We start from the raw sequence: 25,492 nt of genomic DNA on the forward strand, positions 1-25,492 counted from the left end.
CATGGCGCCCCTAACCCCCCCCCGCCGCGTCCAAGACCTCGTGCTAGCCGCCGAGCCGGGCGTCGTCATGGTGGGCGGGCGCATCCAGGCGGCCCTCATCGGCCCTGGTTTGGATGAAGACCGCCGTGAGGATGCTCTCGAACTGGCTCAATTCTGTGGCCATTGTGGGATGCCGCTCGTTATCGATGCGTGGGCCCTCGACCTGGTCCCCGATCTTGCTGACGTCATCAACCCTGAAGTGACGGTCCTCACGCCACACCATGGGGAGGCCGCGCGCCTGCTCACCAGTCTGGGCGCGCCGACCGCCAGAGAAGACGTATCAGCGGACCCACTCCGCTACGCGAACCTCCTCCACGAGGCCACGGGATGCCACATCGTCCTCAAGGGTCCCATCACGGTCGTTCGTTCCTTCGAATACGCGGACATGCTCCGTGACCAGGCGCTGTTGGCGAGCTTCATCAACCCGGAGTCGGGCTTCCCCGACCTGGACAGCATGGAACAAAACGTCGTCCGCCGCGACTCCACGGTGGTCGCGCCGACCACCACGTCGTGGGCGGGGGTTGCCGGCAGCGGCGACGTCCTGGCTGGCCTGACCGCCGGCATCCTGGCGCGCCCGGTCAGAGACGAGGGGGCGCTGCCCGGACCCGACGGGAAGGCGCAGGCTGTTACGCCTGAGCGACTGGCCACAGCCGTATGGATCCATGGAAGAGCGGCGACGATGGCTGCCGACCGGTACGACGGTCGTGCCCCCATCCAGGCGCGCGACATTGCCGACGCGATCCCGGAGGTCTTCGCCATACCAGGGTTCTGAGATGGGCGGTCACGGGGCTGAGCGCACCGCATCCGTGGACCGGCCAAGCGGCGGGGAGGGGTGCGCGTGAGATACTAGGGGAGTGACTTCCACGAACGAACNGCCGCATCATCCTGCGCGCGCACGGACACCGCTGGGACGGCATCCTCGACGCGCTCGTCGCCGCCCACGGGGGAACGCGTATCAACCAGGCCGGGATGCCCGGCGCGGACACGGAACCGGGTGCCAACGCTCCTGCCAGCGACGAGCGTACCCGCGGCGAGTAGGATTTCAGCGTGCGAGAGATAGCCCTGGACACCCAAGCCGCAACCGTCGTCGCCATCATCGATGAGGGTCGTGTCGTCGGTCGCGCCCGCAACGACTCCGGGCGACGCCACGCCGAATCCATCACTCCGCTCGTGCGTGCAGCACTGGAAAACGCGGGACTTCCTCCTACCCTGGCCAACGCGGGGATTGACCGCGTGCTCGTGGGCACCGGTCCAGCCCCCTTCACAGGACTGCGCGCTGGCCTCGTCTCAGCCCGCGTTCTCGCCCGCGTCGCCGACGTTCCCGCATACGGGGTCTGCTCGCTGGATGTCATCGCCCGCCAAGGCCTGGACGTGCTGGCCCCCGAGACCCGCGTCTACGCGATCGCCGACGCGCGCCGCCGAGAACTCTACTGGGGCTCCTACGTTGCCGCCGGGCCCAACGACGTTACCCTCGAAGGACGCCTCGAAGTCGGTGACGTCTCCACCCTGCTCTCCGCCATGCACAGCGCACCCGGCCTCGTGGTCGCCGGAGCGCCCGTCCCCGCGCACTCAGCCTCGGCCCTGGCGCGCGTCGACGTCGGCCCCCAGGTGGAACTCGATCCTGCCGTCATGAGCCGCCTCGTCGCCACGCGGCTGGCCCACGGTCAGGGGGACCGCCTGCGAACCGACCCTCTCTACCTGCGTCGGCCCGACATTCAGGGCCAGCCCGCCGCGCGCCTATGATCAGCCAGCTGCGCGTCGCCGATCTTCGCGACCGCGATCTCTTCGCTGCCTTGGAAGCCGAGGTCTTCCCTGAGGACCCCTGGACTCCCATCATGATCGCCGAGGAACTCTCCTCGCCTGCCTCACGCTACTGGATCGCGACCGACGAGGCCGGGGTTCCCATCGGGTACGGCGGCGTGAAAGTTGGCGCAGACCAAGCGGACGTGATGACGATCGGCGTGCGCGAGTGCGCGCGCGGACAAGGCGTCGGCGCCGCCATCCTTGATGTCCTTCTCGCGTGGGCGAGTAAGGCCGGGGCCGTCGATATTTTCCTGGACGTGCGCCCCTCGAACGAAGGAGCCATCGCTCTTTACAAGTCACGTGGATTCACCGACATTGGGCGCAGGCCGCGCTACTTCCGCAACCCTGTCGAGGATGCCCTCGAAATGCGCGCATCCCTGCCCGGACCGGGCGCAGGGGCCGTCACCAAATAGGAACCGTCCGCATCACATTATTCGGCTATCGAAAGCTCAGTATCGGCAGCGTTAAACAGGGGTTATTTTCGACGCGTGAAGGTTCGTGGGAGGAGGCATAAACCGCGGGAAATAGCGGAAAATGACACGGTGTCAACGCGCGCTTTGCCAGGCCTCGTGCGATAGTCCTACAACCGGCGCTGACCACGCCGATATGCTTTCAAACATGGCCACTCAAAATGTCGCAACGAAGAAGCGCCGCGCGTGGACCACCAGCGTCTTTATGAAGCAGCTGATGGCCGTCTCGGGCTTCGTCTTCGTTTTCTTCTTGCTGTTCCACTCCTACGGCAACCTCAAGATGTTCCTGGGCGCGCAGGTCTACAACGACTACGCGCACTGGCTGCATGAAGAGGCTTTCGTGCCGATCTTCCCGCACGGCGGATTCATCTGGGTCTTCCGCGCCGCCATGGCGCTGATGCTCATCATCCACCTGTGGGCTGCCGCCTACACGTGGAGGCGCTCCCGTCGCGCTCGCTCCACCCGCTACGTTGTGAAGAAGTCCGTCACGGATTCCTACGCTGCGCGCACCATGCGCATGAGCGGCATCATCATCCTGCTGGTGCTGATCTTCCACATCGCTCACTTCACCACCGTGAGCCTGCCCGCGAAGATCGCGAACTTCGGCGCTGACGTCACCACGCCCTACGATCGCATGATCCACTCTTTCCAGTCGCCGGTCCTCGTGATTCTCTACGCCGTGTTCGTTGGCTGCGCCTGCATCCACGTCTCCCACGGCTTCTGGTCCATGTTCCAGTCGCTCGGATGGGTGCGCCCCGCGACCCGCAACCCCCTGGTCGTTCTCTCGGGATTCGTTGGCCTGCTCATCTTCGTGATGTTCATGGCCCCGCCCGTCGCCATCGTCACCGGCTTGATCCACTGAGGAAGGGCACGCAATCATGACCGACACACTCATCCACGGTCTCTACCGTGAAGGCGACAAGATCGCGGACACCAAGGCTTCCCACGACGTCCCGATCGCGCAGCGCTGGGCGCGCCGCCAGTTCGAAGCCGCCCTGGTTAACCCCGCTAACCGCCGTAAGCTGCGCGTCATTATCGTCGGCTCCGGCCTGGCAGGCGGCGCAGCAGCCGCATCGCTGGGCGAAATGGGTTACAACGTCGACTGTTTCTTCTACCAGGATTCCGCCCGCCGCGCGCACTCCATTGCCGCGCAGGGTGGTATCAACGCCGCGAAGAACTACCGTAACGACAACGATTCCGTCTACCGTCTGTTCTACGACACAGTCAAGGGCGGCGACTACCGTGCCCGCGAAGACAACGTCTACCGGCTCGCTGAGGTGAGCGCGAACATCATCGACCAGTGCGTCGCCCAGGGTGTTCCTTTCGCCCGCGAGTATGGCGGCCTGCTCGACAACCGTTCCTTCGGTGGCGTCCAGGTCTCCCGTACCTTCTACGCGCGCGGCCAGACCGGTCAGCAGCTGCTGATCGGCGCATACCAGGCGCTCGAACGCCAGGTCGCGGCCGGCACCGTCACCGAGCACTCACGCCACGAGATGGTCGAACTCATCGTCGACGAAGGTAAGGCGCGTGGCATCATCGCCCGCGACATGTCCACCGGCAAGCTGGAGACCTTCATCGCCGACGCGGTCGTCCTGGCCACCGGCGGCTACGGCAACGTGTTCTTCCTGTCCACCAACGCGATGGGCTGCAACGCGACCGCCATCTGGCGTGCCTACCGTAAAGGCGCATACTTCGGCAACCCCTGCTTCACGCAGATCCACCCGACCTGCATCCCCCAGCACGGAGACCAACAGTCGAAGCTGACTCTGATGTCGGAATCGCTGCGTAACGACGGTCGCATCTGGGTTCCCAAGCGCGCTGAAGACTGCGAGAAGGATCCACGTCAGATTCCCGAAGAGGATCGCGACTACTACCTGGAGCGCATCTACCCCTCCTTCGGTAACCTCGTGCCCCGCGACATCGCGAGCCGCCAGGCCAAGAACATGTGCGACGAAGGCCGCGGCGTCGGCCCGAAGATCGACGGTGTCGCTCGCGGCGTCTACCTCGACTTCTCCGAAGCCATCCAGCGCATGGGTAAGGCCGCCGTCTCCGCCAAGTACGGCAACCTTTTTGACATGTACGAGCGCATCACGGGCGACAACCCCTACGAGGTGCCCATGCGCATCTACCCTGCCGTGCACTACACGATGGGTGGCCTGTGGGTCGACTACGACCTCGAGTCGAACCTGCCCGGCCTGTACGTGGCCGGCGAGGCGAACTTCTCCGACCACGGAGCGAACCGCCTGGGAGCCTCCGCGCTCATGCAGGGCCTGTCGGACGGATACTTCGTCCTGCCCAACACAATCAACGATTACCTGGCGCACTGCTTCCACCTGCCCAAGCTCGACAAGAACTCGCCCTCCGTCAAGGAAGCACTCGAGTCGGCGCAAAAGCGCATCGACACCCTCATGTCGGTGAACGGCACCCGTTCCGTGGACTCCTTCCACAAGGAACTGGGCAAGATCATGTGGGAGTACTGCGGCATGGAGCGCACCGAAGCCGGCTTGAAGAAAGCCATCGGTCTGATCCGCGAGCTGCGCGCCGACTACTGGAAGAACGTTCGCGTCCCCGGCAAGTCGATCGGTGAACTCAACCAGTCCCTCGAGAAGGCCGGTCGCGTTGCCGACTTCATGGAGCTGGGCGAACTCATGTGCATTGACGCCCTGCACCGTGAAGAGTCGTGCGGTGGCCACTTCCGCGCGGAGTCCCAGACTCCCGAGGGCGAGGCCCTGCGTCACGACGACAAGTTCCTGTACGTGGCGGCCTGGGAGTTTGCCGGCGACGGCCAGCCCCCGATCCTCCACAAGGAAGACCTGATTTACAACGACATCGAGCTGAAGCAGCGGAGCTACAAGTGAACCTGACACTGAGGATTTGGCGCCAAAACGGTCCGACAGACAAGGGCGCAATTCATGAATACCAGGTGAAGGGAATCTCGGAAGAGTCCTCGTTCCTGGAGATGCTCGACGTCTTGAACGAAGAGCTCTTCGCACGAGGCGAGGAACCTATCGCCTTCGATTCCGACTGCCGCGAGGGCATTTGCGGTCAGTGTGGCATCGTTATCAACGGTATCGCTCACGGCCCGGAGGTCACCACGACCTGCCAGCTGCACATGCGTTCCTTTAAGGACGGCGACGTCATCACGATTGAACCGTGGCGCGCGTCGGGCTTCCCGGTCATCAAGGACCTGGTGGTCAACCGCTCCGCCCTGGATCGCATCATTCAGGCCGGCGGCTACATCTCCGTCAACACGGGTGCAGCCCCGGACGCCCACGCGACCCCCGTCCCGAAGCAGGACGCGGATCGCGCGTTCGAAGCTGCCGCATGCATCGGCTGCGGCGCGTGCGTCGCTGCCTGCCCGAACGCCTCCGCGATGCTCTTCACCTCCGCGAAGGTCACTCACCTCGGCCTGCTCCCGCAGGGCAAGCCTGAGAACTACAGGCGCGTCGTCGCCATGCTCAACCAGATGGATGAGGAGGGCTTCGGTTCCTGCTCGAACATCGGCGAGTGTGCGGCGGTGTGCCCCAAGCAGATCCCGCTTGACGTGATCGCAAACCTTAACCGCCAGCTCGGAAAGGCTGCCTTCAAAGGCATCTGACCTACCGGAGTGGCTACGGGCCCGGCGCACCTCGGTGCGCCGGGCCTTTGAGCACCGCAGCCTCCCATGTTTCGACGTCAGGGCTATCGGGTTCTTTGCACGTGGGTGCGTCCTTGCGTCTTCGTCTTGTTCCTCGCCCGTCATGACCCGTCAGGGGTTGGTCGAGGGTCCTGTGGCTGGCGAAAGACGCTTGCGAGTGCGATTTGGGCGTATCATGGTGAGACGTCATCGGCTCAGAGAGGAGTTCCGCCATGCAATTTGATGAAACTGGTCCGAACACGCATACGCGTCGTTACTGGGTCAGCGCAACTATCGGGATTGGCGCGATGATCGTTTTCGCTCTCCTGTCAATCCTGTTGCTCGTGGGTGTCGTTTTCGGCTCCCCCCAGGTCAAACCCGTCGCCGATTCGCTTTTCCCGTGGTCGCTGCTGGTGTTCGCCGTCGCTGGGGTCGCGATGTTCGTCGCGAACGCGCGGTCTGGTAAAGACAACGACGAATAGCCGATCAACGGCGTACGGCGACGGCGCGCGCACCGACTTACACTAGAGGACGTGAGTGAACCCCTGGTCCTAGGTATTGAGTCAACGTGCGACGAAACTGGTGTCGGCTTGGTGCGTGGCACACAGTTGCTGGTCGACCGCACGGCCACATCGATGGATGAGTATCCCCGCTACGGTGGCATTATTCCGGAGATCGCGTCGCGCGCGCACCTGGAGTCTTTTCTGCCGACCCTTGACGCGGCTTTTAACGAGGCCGGGGTGACTCTCGCGGATGTGGACGCGGTCGCGGTCGCCGCTGGACCCGGCCTGGTCGGGTCGTTGACGGTTGGTATTTGTGCGGCCAAGGCCCTGGCCTCTTCCCTGGGCAAGCCGCTGTATGGCGTCAACCATGTCATCGGTCACCTCGCGGTCGACAAGCTCGCGGAGGGGCCGCTGCCGGATCATTTCATTGGTTTAGTTGTTTCGGGCGGGCACTCGAACATTCTGGAGGTTCGAAACATTGCGACGGATGTCGTCGAGTTGGGCGGCACGCTGGACGATGCCGCTGGCGAAGCTTTCGACAAGGTCGGTCGTCTTCTCGGCTTGCCCTACCCGGGTGGCCCGCACGTGGATCGCCTGTCGCAAGAGGGCGATCGTGAGGCGATTCGCTTCCCGCGTGGCCTGGCCGCGGGTAAGGACAAGGAACGCCACAAGTACGACTTCTCGTTCTCGGGCCTGAAGACCGCGGTCGCCCGCTACATCGAAGGAACGCGGGATTCCGGCGAGCAGCTTCGCAGCGAGGACGTGTGTGCCGCGTTTTCCGAGGCCGTCAATGACTCCTTGACGGCCAAGGCAGTTCGCGCGGCGTTAGACACGGGTTGCAACACGATCGTCGTGGGCGGCGGATTCTCCGCAAATTCCCGCCTGCGTGCGTTGCTTACGCAGCGAGCGCAGGCCGTCGGCGTCCAGGTGCGTATGCCTCCGCTGCGTTTCTGCACGGATAACGGCGCCCAGATCGCGGCTATCGGTTCGGAGCTGGTGGCTGCGGGCCTGCCTCCGTCGGACTGGGATTTCTCGCCGGATTCCGGCATGGAACTCACGACGACCTACGTTCCCCCACGCGCCTGAACGTGTGGGGTTGTGCTCAGCGCAGCCCCTCCATGATGGATTCGGCGACAGAACCCCACGAGGTGTAGAAGCCACCTGCCATGTTCGCGCACACGCCGATGAGTGCGGCGCCGGCGAGCGCCGCAGCACTGAGGCAGCCGAGACGCGCCAGGTAGGTGACGCATGCCGCGATCGGGCGGGGGAGCGAAGCGATGATCCGCGGCATGGGTAGCCGAAAGAACCGGGAACGGGCGGCGACCTGGTCGGTGTCTCCCACCAGGAAGGTACGCCACGTCCCCCCGAAGCGCCAGGTCGCTGTCACGAACGCGGCGGTCGCCAGGATCAACACAATGAGAGCCAACACTCCGTTCGGGGCGGTGGGCCGCTCCGAACGCGTCACGGTCGTGGCCGGCACGATGGACGCGTAGGCATCGGAGGCCTGGGCGACCTGCGCGGTTGGTGCCGCCCCCACTGCGGTGGCGACCCGATCGGAAGACCCCCACCAGGCCAGCATCGTTGGGATGTGCTCACGCCATAGTGGCCCGGCGTGTCCGCCGGTGGGAGGCACGTCCGTTGTGACAGTATCGGGCGCCTTTACGGCCTCGGCCATCTTGATAGCCGCGGGTGCTCCACCCGCCCCGTCATCAGCGGCCGCCATCGCGTAGATGCGTAACCCGTCGGGGACTCGTTTGGCCAGCATGGTGGATAGCGTGTTGTCTGCCAGGTACTGGTCGCCCTGGTTGGTCATCTGTCCCTCAATTTGGGTGTCGTAGCCCGACAGTGAGGCGGCCGATCCGAAGGTCTGCGGCGTGCGCATGGCGGTCCACACCGCACAGTACGCTCCGGCAGAGAAACCGCCGAGCATCCACGCGTCGCGCTTGTCGGAGGCGCCGGGGAAGTTGTGACGGATGAACGCCGGTATCTCGCGTGCCGCCCACGTGTAGACGGCGGGGCGTCCTTCGATGTCCGCGCAGTCGTGCGCTTCCTCGTCGACGCTTAGGGAAGGCACGACGATGATGGTTGGCGGGATAATCCCGGCGTCGATGGCGTTGTCCAGAGCTTCCTGGACGTGAGCGCCCTGGGTGGTGCCGTCGGCTTCGCCCGGGTATCCGTGGAGTAGTTCAATGACTGCGTAGGTTTTGCCGTCTGTGGGGGAGTAGTCGCGGGGGGCGATGACGAAGACGGGCAGCGTGATACCGCTGATCGGACCTGTCCACGTGGTAGTGAGCATCCCGTCGTCGGTCCGCGTGAATGTTGCGTCGAGGGAGGCCGGGTCGATCGGCTGGTTGGCGATGGTTGCTTCACCCCCGGACTGTGCGTCCTCGCCCACGATGGTTGACGCGATGAGTTCTCCGAGATCGCCGCTGGTCTTAACGAGACCGAGGGAACGATTGAGAACAAGTGCGCCGCTGGAGGTGACGAGGAGCATAGGCACGAGGATGAGGGCTGCGCGACCCAGCCGGTGCCTCGCGGTTCGAGGAAAACGCCGGGGTGCCCAGCGCGGCAGCAGGAAAGCTCCGACGAGGAGAGAGAAGACGGCGAGCGCGGCGACGACTGTGAGGGTGTGCAGCGAGGTTAAAGAAAGCGAAGCGAGAAGGGACATGGTCAGTCCTTCGAGGAGGTGGCGGATGCGGCGGGGCGCTGCGTGGCGCGGGCCGAGCGCAGGTCACCGACACCCTTCGCGGCGAGCTTGGCGAGACCACCGGTCACGGAAGCTAACAGGGTGAGGGTTTGGGCGGGGGAGACCGAGGGAACGTAGGCGTGCGAGATTGCCAGTCCGACGGTGGCCAGCGCGGTGGGTTCGGGGACTGCCAGGTACAGGGGTTGCGTGCGCGGCTTGAACTTGCGCTTGAAGGCGTGCAGGGACGTGAACCCGTAGAGCGGCTCCATGATCGCCGCCAAAGCGTCGGTGAGGGGGCCGAAAACGGACGTGTCGTCCGCGGAGCGCCTCAGGGGTGCGCCGGACAAAGACAATAACTCTAGGCCTTCCTCCTGGGCGGACAGGGCCGCCTTACCGATGAGGAACTCGATGGCGGGGCGCCAGCCGGTTGTGCGGCGACGCATAACGTCGAGCGTGAGTCCGATGATCTTCCCGCCGCGATAGACGGGCAGCCATGAGGTGACTGCGTGGATCGTAGAATCAGCGTCGATCGCGACGAGGATACGGGTTTCGGGGACGGCGAGTTCGCGCACGCCGCCGAGCGTGAAACCCATTTCGGGCAGGGCCTTGTCGGAACTCCACGCTTGCGAGATAACGGTGATCTGGTCCTTCCACCCCTGCGGACATTCGTCCCAGGTGGTCCAGCGGGCCTCAACACCCTCACGGTTAGCGTGGTTTATAGCGGTGCGCACATCCTGGTAGGCCTTTCCCTTGAAAGCAAGGCCAGGCAGATCCAGGAGTGACTCCTCAGCGACCTGCATGATTGTCCAGCCCTGCGCGCGGGCAGCGTCGGCCAAGTCCGCGTGGATGGAATAGAGCGCCGGCGTGAGGCCCGCGGAGGCGGAGAAGGAAGAAAACTCAGCGATCGCCAGGGAGGCTTTGCCCTCCTCGTAGGCGAGGTCGGTGACGGTGAGCGCGACGCCCCCGGCACCCCGGTAGGCGACCCCGGCCTCGTCGAAGGGGGACACCCACACCTGGTTGCCCTCCCAGGTGTTCATCCAACCGAGCGTTCCACCTCCGTGTGCGCGCAGGAGCGGCGTGAGATCGTCGAGCGGCGAGGACGCGGGGACGCGCGGCAGAGCGAGGAGTGCACGCAGCACGAGCGCGAGGGTTCCCGCCCACGCGACGAGGGGCATCCACAGGACGGGAGCCTCAGCCAAGAGAGTCATGGGCACGAGCGAAGGCTCGAAGATCGAAGCTGTCGCCGTGGGCAGGAGCGCGAGGGCGTAGTCGTGGAACACCTGCAGGGGCGTGGCGTTGGGCGCCTCCGAGAGGTCTTCACCCGAGGCCAACGCGGAGAAAGGAATGAACGAGTCGCTTGTGAGGAGCCCGAGCACGAGGACGGTAGCCGCGCACACGGCCATGAGGATGAGCCAGCGGCGCGCCAGCGTCGAGGTCGTGGATGGCGCGGCGTGGATCGTGAAGGATCGGCGCATCCACAAGGTGACGGCGCACAGCGCGACATTGAGGAGGACTGGCATGAGCAGAAGCGAAGCAGCCGTCGTCACCTCGGGGCGCAGGGGATCGTCCGGTCCGTTCCACGCTAGGAGTTCGACGGTGGTTGACGTCAGCGTCGAAATGCCGAGGAGGCCCTGGAGAATGAGAGTGCCAATGTAGGCGGCTCGCCGCCCCTTACGCAGTCCGTAGGCGAAGACAAGCTGCAAGGTGATGGGTGCCAGGCACAGGAGCGTCGTGATGACTCCCGTACGGCCCTCGAGCCACCAAGCCGGCCCGAGCGACCAACGCATTTGCGCGAGGGGACCCTCGGGCGCGGAGGACACGACCGTGAGAGCTGCCGCGCACGCCCAGCACAGGGCAGCAATCGACACGAATTGGCGGCCGGTAGTGATGTCGTCCGATGCGTCGGATTCTGTGCCGCGCACTCCTGCCGCCCGCGCGGCGACCATGCCGGCCAGGAGCGCCCACACGCGCGCGTAGGAGATCGCCGAGCCGAGGATCGCGGAGGAGAGAACGAGGACGCCAATGAGGAGGAAGCGGGCCCTCCACCGCCAGCGCGAACCCAGGGACTGCACGGCAGCTCCCGCCAGAGCGACCAGGATGAGGCTGGTCCCCCACAGGGTTCCCTCACCGATTGCCTGGCCCCATTCTGAGATGGCGCGCTTGAGTAGGGGCAGGGTCGCCCACGTGGCGGCCACGCCGACGACCTGTCCGGACAGGGCCGCTGCCACCCACGCGCGTGTGCCGAGGTGACGTTCGATCGCGCCTCCGGCAACGATCATGGTGACGATGCCGAGCACCGCGGTGGCCAGGAAGTGGCCGGGGACCGCCCCGATGGAGGAGATGATTGACCACCAGTGGGATGAGGAGGGGTTGGCCTCGAGGGTGGCGAATTGGTCGCGCCACACGAAGTAGGTGGCTGAGACTAAGGCGAGGGCGATCGTCACGGCGGCCGTAGCCGGGGCGTGGGAGAGCCAGCGGGCGGTGAGCCGCGCTAGCGAGGAGACGAGGAGCCTCAGAGTTCGTGCCGTCGCGGCCAGTGGGGCGGTGATGCTTCGAAGGGCAGATGTGCGGGGTTCGGGCGAGTCAGTTTCATCCTCAGCCACGGCGGGTTCCTCTCAAACCGTTGTGATGCTTCCGAAGCATAGGATAAACCCGTATGNGGCCGCCGCGACCGCGCGCTGGCGCTCGTAGGCGGCTCCGATCGCCAGGATCGTGTCAAGGCCGGCGAATTCGCGCGCGCATCCCATGTCGGCAGCGATGGGCGCTAACTCTTCGCGCAGGCGCGCAATGCCGTCGCGGGCGCTCTCGGTTGCGCCGTCGCGTGAGACGATGAGAGTCGCGTCCATGCCGTAGCGGGCAGAGCGCCACTTGTTTTCAGCGACGAACCAGTCCGGCAGGAAAGGCAGCGGCTCGCCTGCGTCGTACAGGCGCGAGAAGTGCTCGACGAGGACGTGGGTGAGGGCCGCGAAGACACCGACCTCGGTTGCGTTCGTCGCCGCGTCGTACACGCGGTTCTCGATCGTGCCGAAGGCGGGCGAGGGGCGAATGTCCCAGCGGACTTCGTCGAAGCCCTCGATGACGCCCGTACGGATCATGTCGTCCGTGTAGGACTCCAAATCCTCCCACGTGTCGAACTGGCGGGGAATGCCGGCGGTGGGCAGCTGCTGGAAGACCATCGCGCGGTTGGAAGCGTATCCGGTGTCCTCGCCTGCCCAGAAAGGGGAGGACGCGGAGATGGCCTGGAGGTGGCCGAGATGGGCGGTTAGCGCCGCCTGAATCGGCAGGATCTTCGCACGGTCCTCGATGCCGACGTGGACGTGGACCCCGTACAGGAGCATTTGGTGGCCCCAGTAGGCGGTGCGCTCGACGAGCTGGGCGTAGCGCTGGGAGTCGGTGACGCGCTGGCGGCCGGGGCGCGCGAAGGGATGCGTTCCGGCTGTTGCCAGGTCGATTCTCAGGTCCGAGGCCAAGGGGTGCAGGAAGTCGATGCAGCCGGTGAGGTCGCCGATGCACTCGGCGACGGTCGCGCGAGGCTGTGAGACGACCTCGATCGTGTTGAGGAGCATCTCGCGGTGGATGCCAGGGTACAGCTTTCCGTCGATCGTGGCGCGGTCGATGATCGCGTCCGCGCTCTGACGCAGGTCGTGTGAGTCGCGATCGACCAGTTGGAGTTCCCACTCGATACCGATCGTTGAACGCTGGGAGGAACCGAAGGGCAGGGTCATGATGATCCTTTCGCTGATTGCCTCCATTGTGTCAGGGAGTTCCCCGGTGCCACTCGAGAGCTTCCTTACAGGTTTGCGGGCAACCGCCGACAGATGATCGCCCGGTGGCGTCCCCCCACGCGCGTCGCGATAACTGTCAATTCGGGGTTTGCGCCTGTGAGCTTGAGGGCTTTGCGCAACTCGTCGGGATTGATGTCCGCTCCTCGCTTCTTAATTTCGACGCTGCGGGCGTCTCGCGATCTGAGAGCTGCGGCGATCGCCTTGGAGCGCAGGTTTGTCACTTCGAGGACTTCGAAGCGATCGTAGAAGGGACTGTCAGGCATGTTGTCGCCTGTCAGGTATGCGATCTTGTCGGAGACGATGCCCGCTCCGGCCTGGTGCGCCAGGCGCGCCAGGAGACCTGAACGGATCACCGCTGGGTCTGGCTCTGCGATGATTCGACCCAGGGGAGCGACCTCCACGCGTTCGGCGGGTTCATTTGCCGCCATTGGTTCAGGACAAACGAGGCGGTGGGCCACCCCGGCCTCGTTCAGGAGCAAACACGAGCGGCCGGCGCCTTCCGGCGCGAGGGCAGGGGACCACAGGGAAGCCTCGACGAGCTTTCCATCCACGCTCACCCACTGGGCATGCCAGTGCGCCGGAATGAAGTCATACGCGATGCCCGGCGCCACCTTGACCCCTACTCGATCGATGGTGCGAGCCCAACTGAGAACCGTGGACAGGGGAGGGGACCAGGCCTGCGGGTTCGTGATCCGAGCGGAGCCTCGCGAGGCCCCGGTGCGCCGGGCGGGATCCGCAAAGAGCGCATCAACGCCCTCAGCGGCCAACTCGGCGATGTCCAGGTCCATGACGTCCCCCAAGCGCACCTGGGCGCCCTCGAAGTCCCGCAGATTTGCGGCCACCGCTCCGGCGGCATCCGGGTCGATGTCGACGGCCAGCACGTCGAGACCCAGCCCCGCCATTGCCAGGGCGTCCGCCCCGATCCCGCAGCCCAGGTCGCCCACCCGCGTCGCACCACAGTCGCGGAAACGCTGCGCGTGACGCACTGCCACTACCAGGCGAGTGGCCTGCTCCAGCCCGTCTCGCGTGAAGACCATGTGGGAGGCAACCGGACCGAACTTTGTGCGCGCCGCATGGCGCAGGGCCAGCTGGGTGAGAATGGCTGCCGTTAGTTCCGCTTCGATGCCGCGGGCGCGCAGAGCGCTGCCCAGCTCGGTCAAGGGGATCGGGTTGTTCTCCTGGCGGGCCTGCAGGGAGGCCAGCAGCTCCCAGCCGGGAGAAGAGAGGATCGAGGTCAGGGCGCTCACCGCCCCATTGTCCCATCTCTGCACGGGCGCGTGCGTGCCCGACGCTGCGAGGTGAGCAGTGTGGGCGAATCGCCCAGGGTGAACTGCTTGGCACTCAGGTTGCTCGAGTGCCAGGAGCGCAACTACACTCATGGAGGAAACGCGGGATCGCCCCGCGACCCGGTCCTGCACCTGACCCCCGCGACGGCAGGGAAAGGACGAGCACCTTCGTGACAAAGAGAAAGGGAACGACAATGTCGATCTCCATCAAGCCCCTCGAGGACCGCATCGTCATCCGTCAGGTTGAGGCCGAACAGACCACTGCCTCCGGCCTGGTTATTCCGGATACCGCCAAGGAGAAGCCACAGGAAGGCGAAGTTATCGCCGTGGGTCCTGGCCGCGTCGATGACAATGGCAACCGTATCCCCGTCGACGTTAAGGTCGGCGACGTTGTCATCTACTCGCGCTACGGCGGCACCGAGGTCAAGTACGAAGGCCAGGAATACCAGATCCTGTCCTCGCGCGACGTCCTGGCGATCGTGGAGCGCTGATCGCCTCAGCGGCCAGCCACTTGTGGGGCGGCCCGGAAGATTTTCTTCCGGGCCGCCCCCGTTGTATGCCCAATGCTGGGCGCTGCGTTGCGTTAGGAGACGGCCTCGGCGGCCTGGGCCAGCACGGTGTTACGCACGTAGGATGCGTCGCGGAAGCCGGGGATGTAGGCCTTGTTAATGAAGAGCGTGGGCGTTCCGGTGATACCGGCCTGATGGGCTTGGTCTTTGGCGGAGGCTACCTTGGTGACGGTCATCGGGTCGAGCATGGTCGCGCGGAACTTGTCCAGGTCAGGCACGCCGGCTGTCGCTGCGAAGTCCACGAGGGACTGCTCAGAGTACTGGGGGTGCCCGCTCGGGTCGGCAGCCGCGTACACGGCATCGTGGAATTCCCAGAACTTGCCCTGCTCTGCCGCGGCGATGCCCGCCTGGGCGGCCAGTGGAGACGTTTCGGTGATCTGCGCCAGGTCATACCACTCGATGCGAAGGGTGCCGTCTTCCACCAGGTCGGCCAGCGCGGGGTCGACCTGCTGGGCGAACTTCGTGCAGTAGGGGCACGCGAAGTCGGAGAAGACGACCATCGTGACGGGCGCGTTAATGTCGCCTTTCGCCTGCTGATCGCCAGCGTCGTGTCGTATGAACGAACTCATAATTGACAGGTTGTTCGGGTTTGTTTGGCTCGGTTCAGCGCTCTGCTCGGCCGTGGGCAGCTGGGATGAGGCGGTGGCGGCGGGGGTTGCCTGACTTGCCGGTGATGTGGAGGACAGTTGGACGCCCATCCACACGCAGGCTCCTGCGAGCATGGCGGTGACGGGCGCGGTGACCAAGAACAGGGTCTTGTAGACGTTGGGCTGGAACCGGTCGGTGTCCGTCTTCTTCTTACTCGTGGACGAGGCCTTGGCGTCGTTGGTGGTCATGCGTCCTCCTGTGGAACGTTAGTTGTGGTGCCGGCAGAGCCTGGGCATTAAAATGGTGCGGCATCGCGGTGGCGATGCCGCACCTGCAGTTCGGTTGCGCGTTAGGAAACGCGACGCCCGCGTCCGGAGGAGCGGATTTCTTCGCGTCGTTCTTCCTCGGTCATTCCGCCCCAGATGCCGTAGGGTTCCTGGGCAGCCAGTGCGTAGGACCGGCACTGTTCGATGACCGGGCAGGTTGAGCAGATCGCCTTGGCGTTTGCCGCGCGACGCCGACGCGTCGAGCCGCGCTCCCCCTCGGGGTGGAAGAACAGTTCGGTGTCCAGGTCTCGGCACGCCGCTTCGTACTGCCATTCCCAAGCGTCGATCATGGGTCCGGGCAGACGGGAGACGTCAGTCATGTGTGCCTCCTTCATGTCTGTCGTGCCGACATTTTCGGCACACGATGTCCGCAAGAATAAGCACTTATGCGGTAGTTATTCAAGACCCTTGTCAGAAGTATGAGACAGTTCTCATAGCGCGGGGCCTGGTCTGTACAAATGTCGAAAAGAATGCGGTGGACGCTGCGAACGACGCGTGAACAACTTGATGAACAACTATGGGCTACCAGCTATTCCTCTTCCTGTGGCGCTCGCGCGCCTAACAAGCAAGAATCTGAAAGAAACACGGAGACAATACTCGGGAGGGACCATGCCGCGAGCGATCCTGACCCACGCTGGCCGCGCCGACCGCTCACGCACCGTGTCCGCCGTCGCTGACGAACTCGGCGTCTCCGCCTCCACGCTGCGCACCTGGGAACGCCGCTACGGCCTCGGCCCCGAAAGACGCGAAGCCGGATCGCGACGCCGCTACCAACCAGAAGACGTCGAACGTCTGCGCGCCATGGTCAACCACCTGCACGCGGGCCTACCCGCGGGCGAAGCCGCCAAGCGCGCCCTCGCGGACGTGAGCGTGCACCCGAGTACGGGCCCCGCCAACGCCGCTCAGCTGCGCTCAGTCATCCTCGCTGACGACCTCCCTCGCCTCGAGGAAGTCCTCGAAGCCGCCGTCGCCAGCCACGGCCTCGTCCATACATGGTCACGTTTCGTCGAACCCACCCTCAAATCCCTGCGCTGTGCCCCAGCCGGCGAACCCGTCGGATGCCCACCGGCCCTCATGCTGGTCAACGCCTTCCAACGCCTGTGCCGAACCGTCTACCTCTCGCGACCAACCCGTTCACTCGTCGGCGGAGACCGCGTCGCCATCCTCACCGACCTCCTCCACGAGACCCCCGCCCAAGTCATTGGCGTCGCCCTAGCGTGGTACGGATGCGACGCGCGCCTGCTCACCAGTGAACAGTATGGGGGAGTGCGTGCTATCGACCGCTTCCGCGAATACGTGCGCGCCGGAGTACCAGCCCTGACCGTTGTCCTCGGGTCCGGCCCCTCCTGCGCGAACACCGTCCAAGACCTGATTGCCCGCTACGGCGGCCCCACGATCATCGTGGGCGCCGACACCCCTGACATCCTGGCCACCCAGGTTCAGCGGGTACGAACGGTCAGCGCCTGCGTCGAGGAAGCCCTCGCGCTTCTAGCACCTCAAGCCGACCTGCAGCTCATCGGCCGGTCCTAACCTGCCAGGCCCCTGCACCCTAGCCGAGACAGTCAGCCCCCTCGTGTCGCCCGCTCACGCCAAGAGTCCTGGTCAGGTGATACCGTGAGAGTACGCACCGGCAGGAGAACAGTCATGAACGCCCCCTGGAACAATGAGGATCTACGCCGCGCATTCGACGCCGACTTCGACGCGCTCGTTTCCTTCGCGTCCCGGTCGAAGGCGCGGGTCGGTTTTGCCTACCTGCGCGCCGACGGCCAGGCGGACCTCGGACGCCCCCTGGACGCGCGCATCAGCGCCCGCATGACCCACGTCTTTGCGCTCGCCCAGATGCGCGGCATTGAAGGGGCCTCCCACCTGGTCTCCCATGGACTCGCCGCCCTGACAGGCCCGCTGCGCGCTGCGAACGGCTCCTGGTACGCCGAGGTCGTCCCCACCTCCGAGACCAGCGCCACCCCCGTGCCCCGCGCAATCCTCTCCCAGCGCGCCCAATCCGCGATGATCGGCGCAGCTGCCGCCGCCATCCTGGCAGGCCACGAGGACGCGCGCACCCTCCTGGATGACCTCGACCGTGACCAGGATACGCGCTGGTGGGATCCCTCCTACGGAGCCGTACGCGAAAACATCGACGCGGCCAGCGGTAAGCGCTCGCCCCTGCGGCGCCTGTCCACCAACCTCGACACCGCCCAGGCCTACCTGGCTGCGTGGGAGGCCACGGGACAACGCGTCTGGTTCGATCGCGCACGCTCCATTGTTCGCCTCGTCGGGGAAGTCGCTGCGCGCTGCGGCTTCGCCCTCCCCGACTTCTACGACGAGGAGTGGCGGCCCCTACCCCCCTCCTGTGAGCAGCCTCCCCTCGAACTTATCCGGCCCGGCGACACCCTGCCCGGCCTCGGCTTTAAAGCCGCGCGTCTCATCGGCCAGACCCACGCGATTCTCACCCGCATGGGAGAGACCCCGTGCCTCTGGATGCTCGACACGGCAACAGCACTCTACGACCGCGCACTCGCCGACGGCTGGACCGATCAAGGCATCGGCGGCATCATCTACACGCGTGACCCCACCNCAGCGGCCCACCGCAGCAGCGTCGCTTGACCCCGGAGCTGCACCGGCCTCGAACCTATGGCGTATCTCGCGCGCCTCGGCCCGTATATGCGCCCCGGCCTCGTGCACGGCGCTCCGCGCAACACCCGAAGGGACGCGAAAGGCCCGCCGACCACCTACAATTGGCCCATGGGAGAACTCGCAACACATGATCCTTTCGGCCTGACCGGCCTCACCTACGACGACGTCCTGCTCCTGCCCGAGCTCACGGACGTCGTTCCTTCATCCGTTGACACGTCCAGTCGCCTCACGAAAAACATTTCCCTGCGCGTGCCGCTCCTGTCCGCCGCCATGGACACCGTCACCGAAGCCCGCATGGCCATCGCCATGGCCCGCCAGGGCGGCATCGGCGTCCTGCACCGCAACCTCTCCATCGAGGAGCAGGCCGCGCAGGTCCGCCAGGTCAAACGCAGCGAATCCGGCATGGTCGAGGACCCGGTGACCGTCGGCCCCGATGCGACCATCGACGAACTCGACCGCCTCTGCGGCCACTACCGCGTCTCCGGCCTGCCCGTCGTGAACGAGGACGGCACCCTCCTGGGCATCATCACGAACCGCGACCTGCGCTTCGTCCCCCAGGGCGAGTGGGCCACCCTGCGCGTGCGCGACTGCATGACCCCGCGTGACCGCCTCGTCGTCGGCCAGGTCGGCATCTCCCGCGAACACGCCAAACACCTGCTGGCCGAACACCGTGTCGAAAAGCTGCCCATCGTTGACGAGAACGACCACCTGACCGGCCTCATCACCGTCAAAGACTTCGTCAAGACCGAGCAGTACCCCAACGCCACGAAGGACTCGCGCGGGCGCCTCATCGTCGGCGCGGCCGTCGGCTACTGGGGCGACACCTGGGAGCGAGCCACCGCCCTGGCCGAGGCCGGCGTGGACGTCCTCGTCGTCGACACCGCGAACGGCGGCGCCCAACTCGCCCTCGACATGATCCGCCGCATCAAGGCCGACCCGACGTTTGAGGGCATCGACATCATCGGCGGCAACGTCGCCACAACCGAGGGCGCGCAGGCGCTCATCGACGCGGGCGTCGACGCCGTCAAGGTCGGCGTGGGCCCCGGCTCGATCTGCACCACCCGCGTCGTCGCCGGCGTCGGCGTCCCCCAGATCACCGCCATCCACCTGGCCGCCCAGGCCTGCGGCCCCGCCGGAGTCCCGCTCATCGCCGACGGCGGCCTGCAGTACTCGGGCGACATCGGCAAGGCCCTCGTCGCCGGCGCCGACACCGTCATGCTCGGCTCCCTGCTGGCCGGCTGCGAGGAGTCCCCCGGCGAAGTCGTGTTCACCAACGGCAAGCAGTTCAAGCGCTACCGCGGCATGGGTTCGCTCGGCGCGATGAGCTCGCGCGGGCGCAAGTCCTACTCCAAGGACCGCTACTTCCAGGCCGACGTCACCTCCGACGACAAGATCGTCCCCGAGGGCATCGAGGGCCAGGTGCCCTACACCGNGCCGGCGTCGGCGTCCCCCAGATCCCCGCCATCCCCCTGGCCGCCCAGGCCTGCGGCCCCGCCGGAGTCCCGCTCATCGCCGACGGCGGCCTGCAGTACTCGGGCGACATCGGCAAGGCCCTCGTCGCCGGCGCCGACACCGTCATGCTCGGCTCCCTGCTGGCCGGCTGCGAGGAGTCCCCCGGCGAAGTCGTGTTCACCAACGGCAAGCAGTTCAAGCGCTACCGCGGCATGGGTTCGCTCGGCGCGATGAGCTCGCGCGGGCGCAAGTCCTACTCCAAGGACCGCTACTTCCAGGCCGACGTCACCTCCGACGACAAGATCGTCCCCGAGGGCATCGAGGGCCAGGTGCCCTACACCGGTTCCCTCGCGTCGGTCATCTACCAGCTCGTCGGCGGCCTGCACCAGACCATGTTCTACCTGGGCGCCTCCACGATCTCCCAGGTCAAGGCCAATGGGCGCTTCGTGCGCATCACCAGCGCGGGCCTGCGCGAATCGCACCCGCACGACATTCAGATGACGACGGAAGCGCCGAACTACCACTCCTCCTCCGCGAAGTAATCGCAGGTCGAGCGGTTGATGCGGGCGGGAGCAGTCGGTGGGCTGCTCCCGCCCGCTTCTTGTCTTCAAGGGTGACCGGGGGAGATGCGCTGTCTGAGTTGGTAGCGGGCATGTTGTGTTGTGGAAACATACAAGGGTTTATGTGGCGACTGTGTGGGTGGGGGGCTGTGTAAAGAGGACGGGGAGCTGGTTCTTTCGTCAAGTCGTGGCAGTGTGGCCCGTCTTGTCATCCGGACTCTTCAGTGAGCTGTCTTGTTGGGGGTGGAGGAGGAAACTAAAGTAAAACCGACCGTCGGTTTGGAATGGAGGTTGTATGAATCAGGCCGAGAAATCCGAGCGTGCCCGTGAAGCGATCTGTCTAGCTGCCCGCCAGCTCTTCGCAGAGAAGGGCTACGACACGACCACCATGCAAGACATCGTCAGGACGAGTGGAATGTCGAAGGGGGCGATCTATCATCATTTCTCGTCAAAGCAGGAGGTGCTCCGTTCCGTTATAGAGGGAGAGTGGTGCTATCTCAACGTATTTGTCGAAGACCTTGCTGCGCAATCTGATGCGTCGGTGACCGATAGAATGACGGTCCTCGCGACGCACATGGTCGCGTCTAGTCCGCAAAGTGGTCTCGGGCGCGCCAACTGGGTGAGTGAGGTTCCTGAAGCCTTACTGGAATCATTGCGTCACTCGCTGACAAAGCTTGCGCCCCACCTGGAACAAATGCTGCGCCAGGGAATGGAGTCTGGTGAAATCGGCTGTATCTTCCCCCATGAAGTTGCTGAAGTGTTGGTCCTCCTTGTCGATGTGTGGGTCGATCCGCTGATCGTTGCGGATACGTATGAGCGAATGTGTCAAAAGGTGGACTTCATCGCTGCGTTCCTCGAGCGTTTCGATGCGCAGGTACTCAGTGAGGACGCTATCGCAGTTATCAAGAACGGGGTAGGTCGTTTCTATGAGTGAACGCAAATCCTACTCCATTCTCATGGTGAATTTGCCGTTTTCTGGACACACGAACCCGACGCTCGGCTTAGCTCGGATGCTCACTGATATGGGGCATCGTGTCACTTATGTTCATTCGCCTACGTGGCGAGAAGCGGTGAAAAATACGGGCGTACGTTTCGTCCCTTACGATGACTATCCCCTCTTCCCGAGTCCATTCCAGGATCGCATGCGCTGCTGGCGTGCGGCTTATCGGACAGTGCTGCGTATTGGCGCAGAATACGACTGTCTGATCTACGAAATGCTCTTTGTATCAGGCAAGGCGCTCGCTGACCGTTTGGGGATAGTCCCCATTAGGCTATTTTCAACCTTCGCACTTAATGAGCATGTGCTGGAAGACTTCGGGCGCAACGGCGGGTTGTACCTAACCTCAATCTTTCGTTTTCCGCGCCTGAGATCGCTCATCTCTGCACCTATGAGTAGGAGATATGGCTGGCGATTCCGAGAGCTTGAGGCTGAGATTGTGCGTAATAGCCCTGCTCTCAACATTACCTACACGCCTCGGAGCTTCCAGGTGTACGCCAATGAATTTCCTCAATCAAGGTATGCATTCGTAGGTGCATCTATCGATGGACGTCGCCACGAGCCATTTGAGCCTCCTGAGGGCAGTGGGTCTCTCGTCTACATATCTCTCGGAACAGAACTCAACAAATCCGAACGGTTCTTCCGTCGGTGCCTGGAAGCTTTCGGCAACACTGGTATGCGTGTTGTCATGGCAATCGGTGACTCGGTGCGCCCCGAGAGCCTAGGGCCCGTTCCTCCTACGATGATGGTTCGCCGCAGGGTTCCGCAGCTCGAGGTACTCTCGCGAGCATCTCTCTTTATTACCCACGGCGGTATGAACAGTGTCAATGAGGCACTCTTCTACGGTGTACCGATGCTGGTTGTTCCTGTTGGTAATGACCAGCCGACTGTGGCGCGGCGGGTGGAGGAACTGGGATTGGGTGAAGCGCTCGACATCCGCGAAGCAACTCCCGATGTCCTTCGTGAGGCGGCAATGCGCGTGCTATCGGATCGTGAGTGCCATGCGCGCCTGTCCGAGTTTCGCCAAGAGACGCGGAACGCAGGGGGCAACGCACAAGCGGTGAAGCTCATCATTAAACAGCTCGATCGAGCGTGAACTGCGGGCGGGAGCAGTCGGTGGGCTGCTCCCGCCCGCGCTATCCTAGTGGTGCGAAAACCCCACGACAGCGCAAAGGAGCCGCCCATGCTCATCCTCATCGATCACGCAAACGTCGATGCGATCGCTAAGACCCTCGAATACCTGCCCATCGACGGCGTGACGACCAACCCGACGATCCTGTACCGCGAAGGCAAGGAACCCCTCGAGGTCCTCCACGCGATCAAGTCTGTCCTGCCCGACGGTGCCCAGCTGCACGTCCAGATCGTCTCCCAGCGCGCCGACGACATGGTCGCCGAGGCCCGGGCGCTGCGCGGCGAAATCGGCGGCAACCTCTTCATCAAGCTGCCCGTCACGCGCGAAGGCTTCGCCGCCATCCCGCGCATCGTGCGTGAAGGCATGCAGGTGACCGCGACCGGCATCCACTCCTCGATGCAGGGCTTCATGGCCGCCAAGGCCGGCGCCCGCTACGTCGCCCCCTACGTCAACCGCATGGACAACTACGGCATCGACGGCGTGCGCGTCGCCTCCGAAATCCACCGCACGCTGCGCACCTACGACCTGAAGGCCGACGTCCTGGCCGCGTCCTTCAAGAACTCCGAGCAGGTCCTCGAACTGGTCCGCCAGGGCGTGGGCGCCATCACCGCCGCCCCCGACGTGCTGGCCGCCCTCATCAAGAACCCCGCGACCGACGCCGCCATCGCAGATCAGAACCGCGACTTCGGCATCCTCGTGGGCGAGCGCCGCACGTGGCTGGACCTCATCAACGACAAGTGAGCTGTGTGTAGAGGCCCGGAGGCGGAGTTCCGCCTCCGGGCCTTGCTGCGCCCTCTGCCTGGGCTGATCTGGATAGGTTATGCGCACGCGGATAGGTTATGCGCATCTGGATAGGTTATTAAGCTATCCGGATGTTCGTTACCTATCCGGATGTTCGCTACCTATCCGGATGCGTGTTGGTGGCCGGGGGCTGCGGCCCGGCCGGCGACCTCCACACTGGTGGTGCGTGGTGGGTGCTGAGCGGCTTCGCCCGCCTGCTCGCCGTTCGCGCCGCGAGCTTTGCTCGGCGCGTCGGCTCGAAGCCCGCCCGGCCCTGTGGCCTCTGGTGTGCCCTCTGCCTGGGCTTATTCGGATAGGTTGTGCGCACGCGGATAGGTTATGCGCATCTGGATAGGTTATTAAGGGCTCTTCCGAGTTGAGTGTGGGTGACCGGGTGTTGGTCGGGGGTTGCGGGTAGAGGTCGAGGTCCTTGATGATGAGCGGACTTCAACCCCCGCGATCTTCAAAGGACCTCGGGCGGTGTCTCACCCTACCTGCTGCTGCTGTGCGTCGCTTGATCGTTGTGATCGGTGTGATCTGCTCGTCGGTTTGGAGGGCTTCCATCTGATGAGCGTGACTCGCACCCCAGGGGCCCTGGTGCTCGATGTTGAGTCGTGCAACCAGCTGGTTGGCTGCCCTNCGACGACATGGTCGCCGAGGCCCGGGCGCTGCGCGGCGAAATCGGCGGCAACCTCTTCATCAAGCTGCCCGTCACGCGCGAAGGCTTCGCCGCCATCCCGCGCATCGTGCGTGAAGGCATGCAGGTGACCGCGACCGGCATCCACTCCTCGATGCAGGGCTTCATGGCCGCCAAGGCCGGCGCCCGCTACGTCGCCCCCTACGTCAACCGCATGGACAACTACGGCATCGACGGCGTGCGCGTCGCCTCCGAAATCCACCGCACGCTGCGCACCTACGACCTGAAGGCCGACGTCCTGGCCGCGTCCTTCAAGAACTCCGAGCAGGTCCTCGAACTGGTCCGCCAGGGCGTGGGCGCCATCACCGCCGCCCCCGACGTGCTGGCCGCCCTCATCAAGAACCCCGCGACCGACGCCGCCATCGCAGATCAGAACCGCGACTTCGGCATCCTCGTGGGCGAGCGCCGCACGTGGCTGGACCTCATCAACGACAAGTGAGCTGTGTGTAGAGGCCCGGAGGCGGAGTTCCGCCTCCGGGCCTTGCTGCGCCCTCTGCCTGGGCTGATCTGGATAGGTTATGCGCACGCGGATAGGTTATGCGCATCTGGATAGGTTANCCGGGAGCTGCGGCCCCGTCGGCCCCACACTGGTGGCGCGTAGCGCGTGCTGAGCAGCCGGATCCTGCCGCCCACCGGGCGCGACCCCGGCCACTGCCTCGTTCGGGCCTTCCCACACGGCTCATTCAGGCCCCTGTGCGCGGCACCTCAGACACAACGAAACGGGGGCCAGCCCTGCCGGCCCCCGCCCGAACTGCCCTTACTGCTGGTCGTCGCTGCGGCCTCGCGGTGTGATCTGCGGCCACTCGCGGTCGATGGTAGCGTCGCGGCCCTGCTTACGCAGGTACTTCTCGAAGTCCTCGGCCCAATCCTGGTGGGCATGACGCTGATAGTCGGTGAGTTCCAGGGCGCTCATGGACGCCAGCTGCGGGTACTTATCCACCATGCCCGCGAGCACGTCAAGCGTCATGGCCACGTCGACCTCGGCCGTGTGAGCGTCCGGGGAGGCGACCGCGCCGTAGACGGGCGCCATATCGGTGAGCGTCTTCTTGCCCTTGCGGAAGCGGTCGAGCTTCCGATCCAAGACGAGGGGATCAACGACCAGCATCGGCGCCCCCTCCAGGCGCTCCTCGAAGGACCCCAGGTGGTGGCGGCGCAGCTCCTGGTTGACCAGCGTGATGTCGTACGTCGCGTTGAAGGCGACGACCGGGTAGCCGCGCAGCCAATGTTCGACGATGGAACCGGCCAGCTCGTGGAGGACATCCTCAATCGGGCGGCCGTCGCGGCGCGCCTGCTCGGTCGTGATGCCGTGGACGGCGGTCGCCTGCTCGGGGATCTCGACGCCCGGGTCGGTCAGCCACGTGGCCACCTGATCGGGGGCGCTGACGCCGGACCGGTAGGATGCGCCGTCGATGCGCAGCACCAGCGCGGCGGTGACGAGGCGATCCTTGAGCGCGCGCACTCCCGTCGTCTCGGTGTCAAAACCCATCCACGGGTCCTCGATCCAGCTCATGATTGCTCCTGTCTTTGCCGGTTCCTCCAGTGTGGCAGAGGGCGGGCACATCTGCGTAC

General features: G+C 64.9%; 20 protein-coding genes and 5 pseudogenes. 18 read left to right on the forward strand and 7 right to left on the reverse strand.

Annotated features, from left to right (window positions below; genetic code table 11):
- From BQ7477_RS00335 to tsaD, 8 genes are all read left to right on the forward strand, one after another.
- The coding region (locus BQ7477_RS00335) for an ADP-dependent NAD(P)H-hydrate dehydratase (RefSeq protein ID WP_129582447.1) at positions 1 to 811 on the forward strand (811 nt) is incomplete at its 5' end.
- A 275-nt stretch (positions 812 to 1,086) separates the two neighbouring features.
- Entirely contained in the window at positions 1,087 to 1,782 is a 696-nt protein-coding gene (gene tsaB, locus BQ7477_RS00340) for a tRNA (adenosine(37)-N6)-threonylcarbamoyltransferase complex dimerization subunit type 1 TsaB (protein WP_073982376.1), read from the forward strand.
- Complete coding sequence (gene rimI / locus BQ7477_RS00345; RefSeq protein ID WP_073982377.1) at positions 1,779 to 2,255, forward strand: ribosomal protein S18-alanine N-acetyltransferase; 477 nt, start codon at positions 1,779 to 1,781, stop codon at positions 2,253 to 2,255. Before tsaB ends, rimI begins: the two co-directional genes overlap by 4 nt.
- Before the next feature lie 205 nt (positions 2,256 to 2,460).
- Positions 2,461 to 3,174 (forward strand): succinate dehydrogenase cytochrome b subunit, encoded by a 714-nt coding sequence (locus BQ7477_RS00350; RefSeq protein ID WP_073982378.1) that lies wholly within the window; start codon positions 2,461 to 2,463, stop codon positions 3,172 to 3,174.
- A gap of 16 nt (positions 3,175 to 3,190) precedes the next feature.
- Positions 3,191 to 5,170 carry a fumarate reductase/succinate dehydrogenase flavoprotein subunit gene (locus BQ7477_RS00355; RefSeq protein WP_073982379.1) on the forward strand — a complete coding sequence of 660 codons (1,980 nt, stop codon included), beginning with the start codon at positions 3,191 to 3,193 and terminating at the stop codon, positions 5,168 to 5,170.
- Positions 5,167 to 5,910 (forward strand): succinate dehydrogenase/fumarate reductase iron-sulfur subunit, encoded by a 744-nt coding sequence (locus BQ7477_RS00360; RefSeq protein WP_073982380.1) that lies wholly within the window; start codon positions 5,167 to 5,169, stop codon positions 5,908 to 5,910. The genes BQ7477_RS00355 and BQ7477_RS00360 overlap by 4 nt, the downstream gene beginning before the upstream one ends.
- A gap of 251 nt (positions 5,911 to 6,161) precedes the next feature.
- The gene (locus BQ7477_RS00365) at positions 6,162 to 6,410 is read left to right on the forward strand and encodes a hypothetical protein (protein WP_073982381.1); all 249 of its coding nucleotides are present in this window, start codon (positions 6,162 to 6,164) and stop codon (positions 6,408 to 6,410) included.
- Between the two features lie 51 nt (positions 6,411 to 6,461).
- Complete coding sequence (gene tsaD, locus BQ7477_RS00370; RefSeq protein ID WP_073982382.1) at positions 6,462 to 7,517, forward strand: tRNA (adenosine(37)-N6)-threonylcarbamoyltransferase complex transferase subunit TsaD; 1,056 nt, start codon at positions 6,462 to 6,464, stop codon at positions 7,515 to 7,517.
- 16 nt (positions 7,518 to 7,533) lie between these two features.
- Here the strand turns inward: tsaD and BQ7477_RS00375 are convergent, their stop codons facing one another.
- From BQ7477_RS00375 to BQ7477_RS00390, 4 genes and pseudogenes are all read right to left on the reverse strand, one after another.
- Complete coding sequence (locus tag BQ7477_RS00375; protein ID WP_073982383.1) at positions 7,534 to 9,099, reverse strand: alpha/beta hydrolase; 1,566 nt, start codon at positions 9,097 to 9,099, stop codon at positions 7,534 to 7,536.
- Between the two features lie 2 nt (positions 9,100 to 9,101).
- Complete coding sequence (locus BQ7477_RS00380; RefSeq protein ID WP_073982384.1) at positions 9,102 to 11,720, reverse strand: bifunctional lysylphosphatidylglycerol flippase/synthetase MprF; 2,619 nt, start codon at positions 11,718 to 11,720, stop codon at positions 9,102 to 9,104.
- Between the two features lie 57 nt (positions 11,721 to 11,777).
- Positions 11,778 to 12,842 (reverse strand): annotated as a pseudogene (locus tag BQ7477_RS00385) (glutamate--cysteine ligase); the annotation flags it as partial.
- A gap of 65 nt (positions 12,843 to 12,907) precedes the next feature.
- The gene (locus BQ7477_RS00390) at positions 12,908 to 14,149 is read right to left on the reverse strand and encodes a THUMP-like domain-containing protein (protein WP_073982385.1); all 1,242 of its coding nucleotides are present in this window, start codon (positions 14,147 to 14,149) and stop codon (positions 12,908 to 12,910) included.
- A gap of 233 nt (positions 14,150 to 14,382) precedes the next feature.
- Here BQ7477_RS00390 and groES point away from each other — a divergent pair, with 233 nt between their 5' ends.
- Positions 14,383 to 14,679: a co-chaperone GroES gene (gene groES / locus BQ7477_RS00395; protein ID WP_073982386.1), complete on the forward strand. Its 297-nt coding sequence runs from the start codon at positions 14,383 to 14,385 to the stop codon at positions 14,677 to 14,679.
- Positions 14,680 to 14,771: 92 nt separating this feature from the next.
- Here groES and BQ7477_RS00400 read toward each other — a convergent pair whose 3' ends face one another.
- Positions 14,772 to 15,593, reverse strand: a complete 822-nt coding sequence (locus tag BQ7477_RS00400; protein WP_073982387.1) for a DsbA family protein — start codon at positions 15,591 to 15,593, stop codon at positions 14,772 to 14,774.
- Positions 15,594 to 15,694: 101 nt separating this feature from the next.
- On the reverse strand, positions 15,695 to 15,991 hold the full coding sequence (locus tag BQ7477_RS00405; RefSeq protein ID WP_073982388.1) for a WhiB family transcriptional regulator: 297 nt from the start codon (positions 15,989 to 15,991) through the stop codon (positions 15,695 to 15,697).
- A 289-nt stretch (positions 15,992 to 16,280) separates the two neighbouring features.
- Between BQ7477_RS00405 and BQ7477_RS00410 the strand changes: the two genes are divergently transcribed.
- The 9 genes and pseudogenes from BQ7477_RS00410 to BQ7477_RS00445 all read left to right on the forward strand — a co-directional run.
- A complete protein-coding gene (locus BQ7477_RS00410) occupies positions 16,281 to 17,201 on the forward strand; it encodes a MerR family transcriptional regulator (RefSeq protein WP_073982389.1) in 921 nt (306 codons plus the stop codon).
- Positions 17,202 to 17,315: 114 nt separating this feature from the next.
- Positions 17,316 to 18,275: an AGE family epimerase/isomerase gene (locus BQ7477_RS00415; RefSeq protein WP_234968595.1), complete on the forward strand. Its 960-nt coding sequence runs from the start codon at positions 17,316 to 17,318 to the stop codon at positions 18,273 to 18,275.
- Positions 18,276 to 18,413: 138 nt separating this feature from the next.
- Positions 18,414 to 19,736, forward strand: a pseudogene (gene guaB, locus BQ7477_RS00420) (IMP dehydrogenase); the annotation flags it as partial.
- A gap of 2 nt (positions 19,737 to 19,738) precedes the next feature.
- Positions 19,739 to 20,299: pseudogene (locus tag BQ7477_RS00425) on the forward strand (IMP dehydrogenase); the annotation flags it as partial.
- Between the two features lie 313 nt (positions 20,300 to 20,612).
- Positions 20,613 to 21,251 carry a TetR/AcrR family transcriptional regulator gene (locus BQ7477_RS00430; protein ID WP_073982391.1) on the forward strand — a complete coding sequence of 213 codons (639 nt, stop codon included), beginning with the start codon at positions 20,613 to 20,615 and terminating at the stop codon, positions 21,249 to 21,251.
- Positions 21,244 to 22,410, forward strand: coding sequence for a macrolide family glycosyltransferase (locus BQ7477_RS00435; protein ID WP_073982392.1), 1,167 nt, complete (start codon positions 21,244 to 21,246; stop codon positions 22,408 to 22,410). The genes BQ7477_RS00430 and BQ7477_RS00435 overlap by 8 nt, the downstream gene beginning before the upstream one ends.
- Positions 22,411 to 22,497: 87 nt before the next feature.
- Positions 22,498 to 23,187 carry a transaldolase family protein gene (locus tag BQ7477_RS00440; protein ID WP_009055824.1) on the forward strand — a complete coding sequence of 230 codons (690 nt, stop codon included), beginning with the start codon at positions 22,498 to 22,500 and terminating at the stop codon, positions 23,185 to 23,187.
- A gap of 519 nt (positions 23,188 to 23,706) precedes the next feature.
- Positions 23,707 to 23,865: pseudogene (locus BQ7477_RS12885) on the forward strand (ISL3 family transposase); the annotation flags it as partial.
- 2 nt (positions 23,866 to 23,867) lie between these two features.
- Positions 23,868 to 24,362 (forward strand): annotated as a pseudogene (locus BQ7477_RS00445) (transaldolase family protein); the annotation flags it as partial.
- Between the two features lie 318 nt (positions 24,363 to 24,680).
- Here the strand turns inward: BQ7477_RS00445 and BQ7477_RS00450 are convergent.
- Complete coding sequence (locus BQ7477_RS00450; protein ID WP_073982393.1) at positions 24,681 to 25,433, reverse strand: exonuclease domain-containing protein; 753 nt, start codon at positions 25,431 to 25,433, stop codon at positions 24,681 to 24,683.
- Positions 25,434 to 25,492 lie beyond the last annotated feature (59 nt).

This window comes from Actinomyces bouchesdurhonensis (assembly GCF_900128465.1).
Taxonomy (GTDB): Bacteria; Actinomycetota; Actinomycetes; order Actinomycetales; family Actinomycetaceae; genus Pauljensenia; species Pauljensenia bouchesdurhonensis.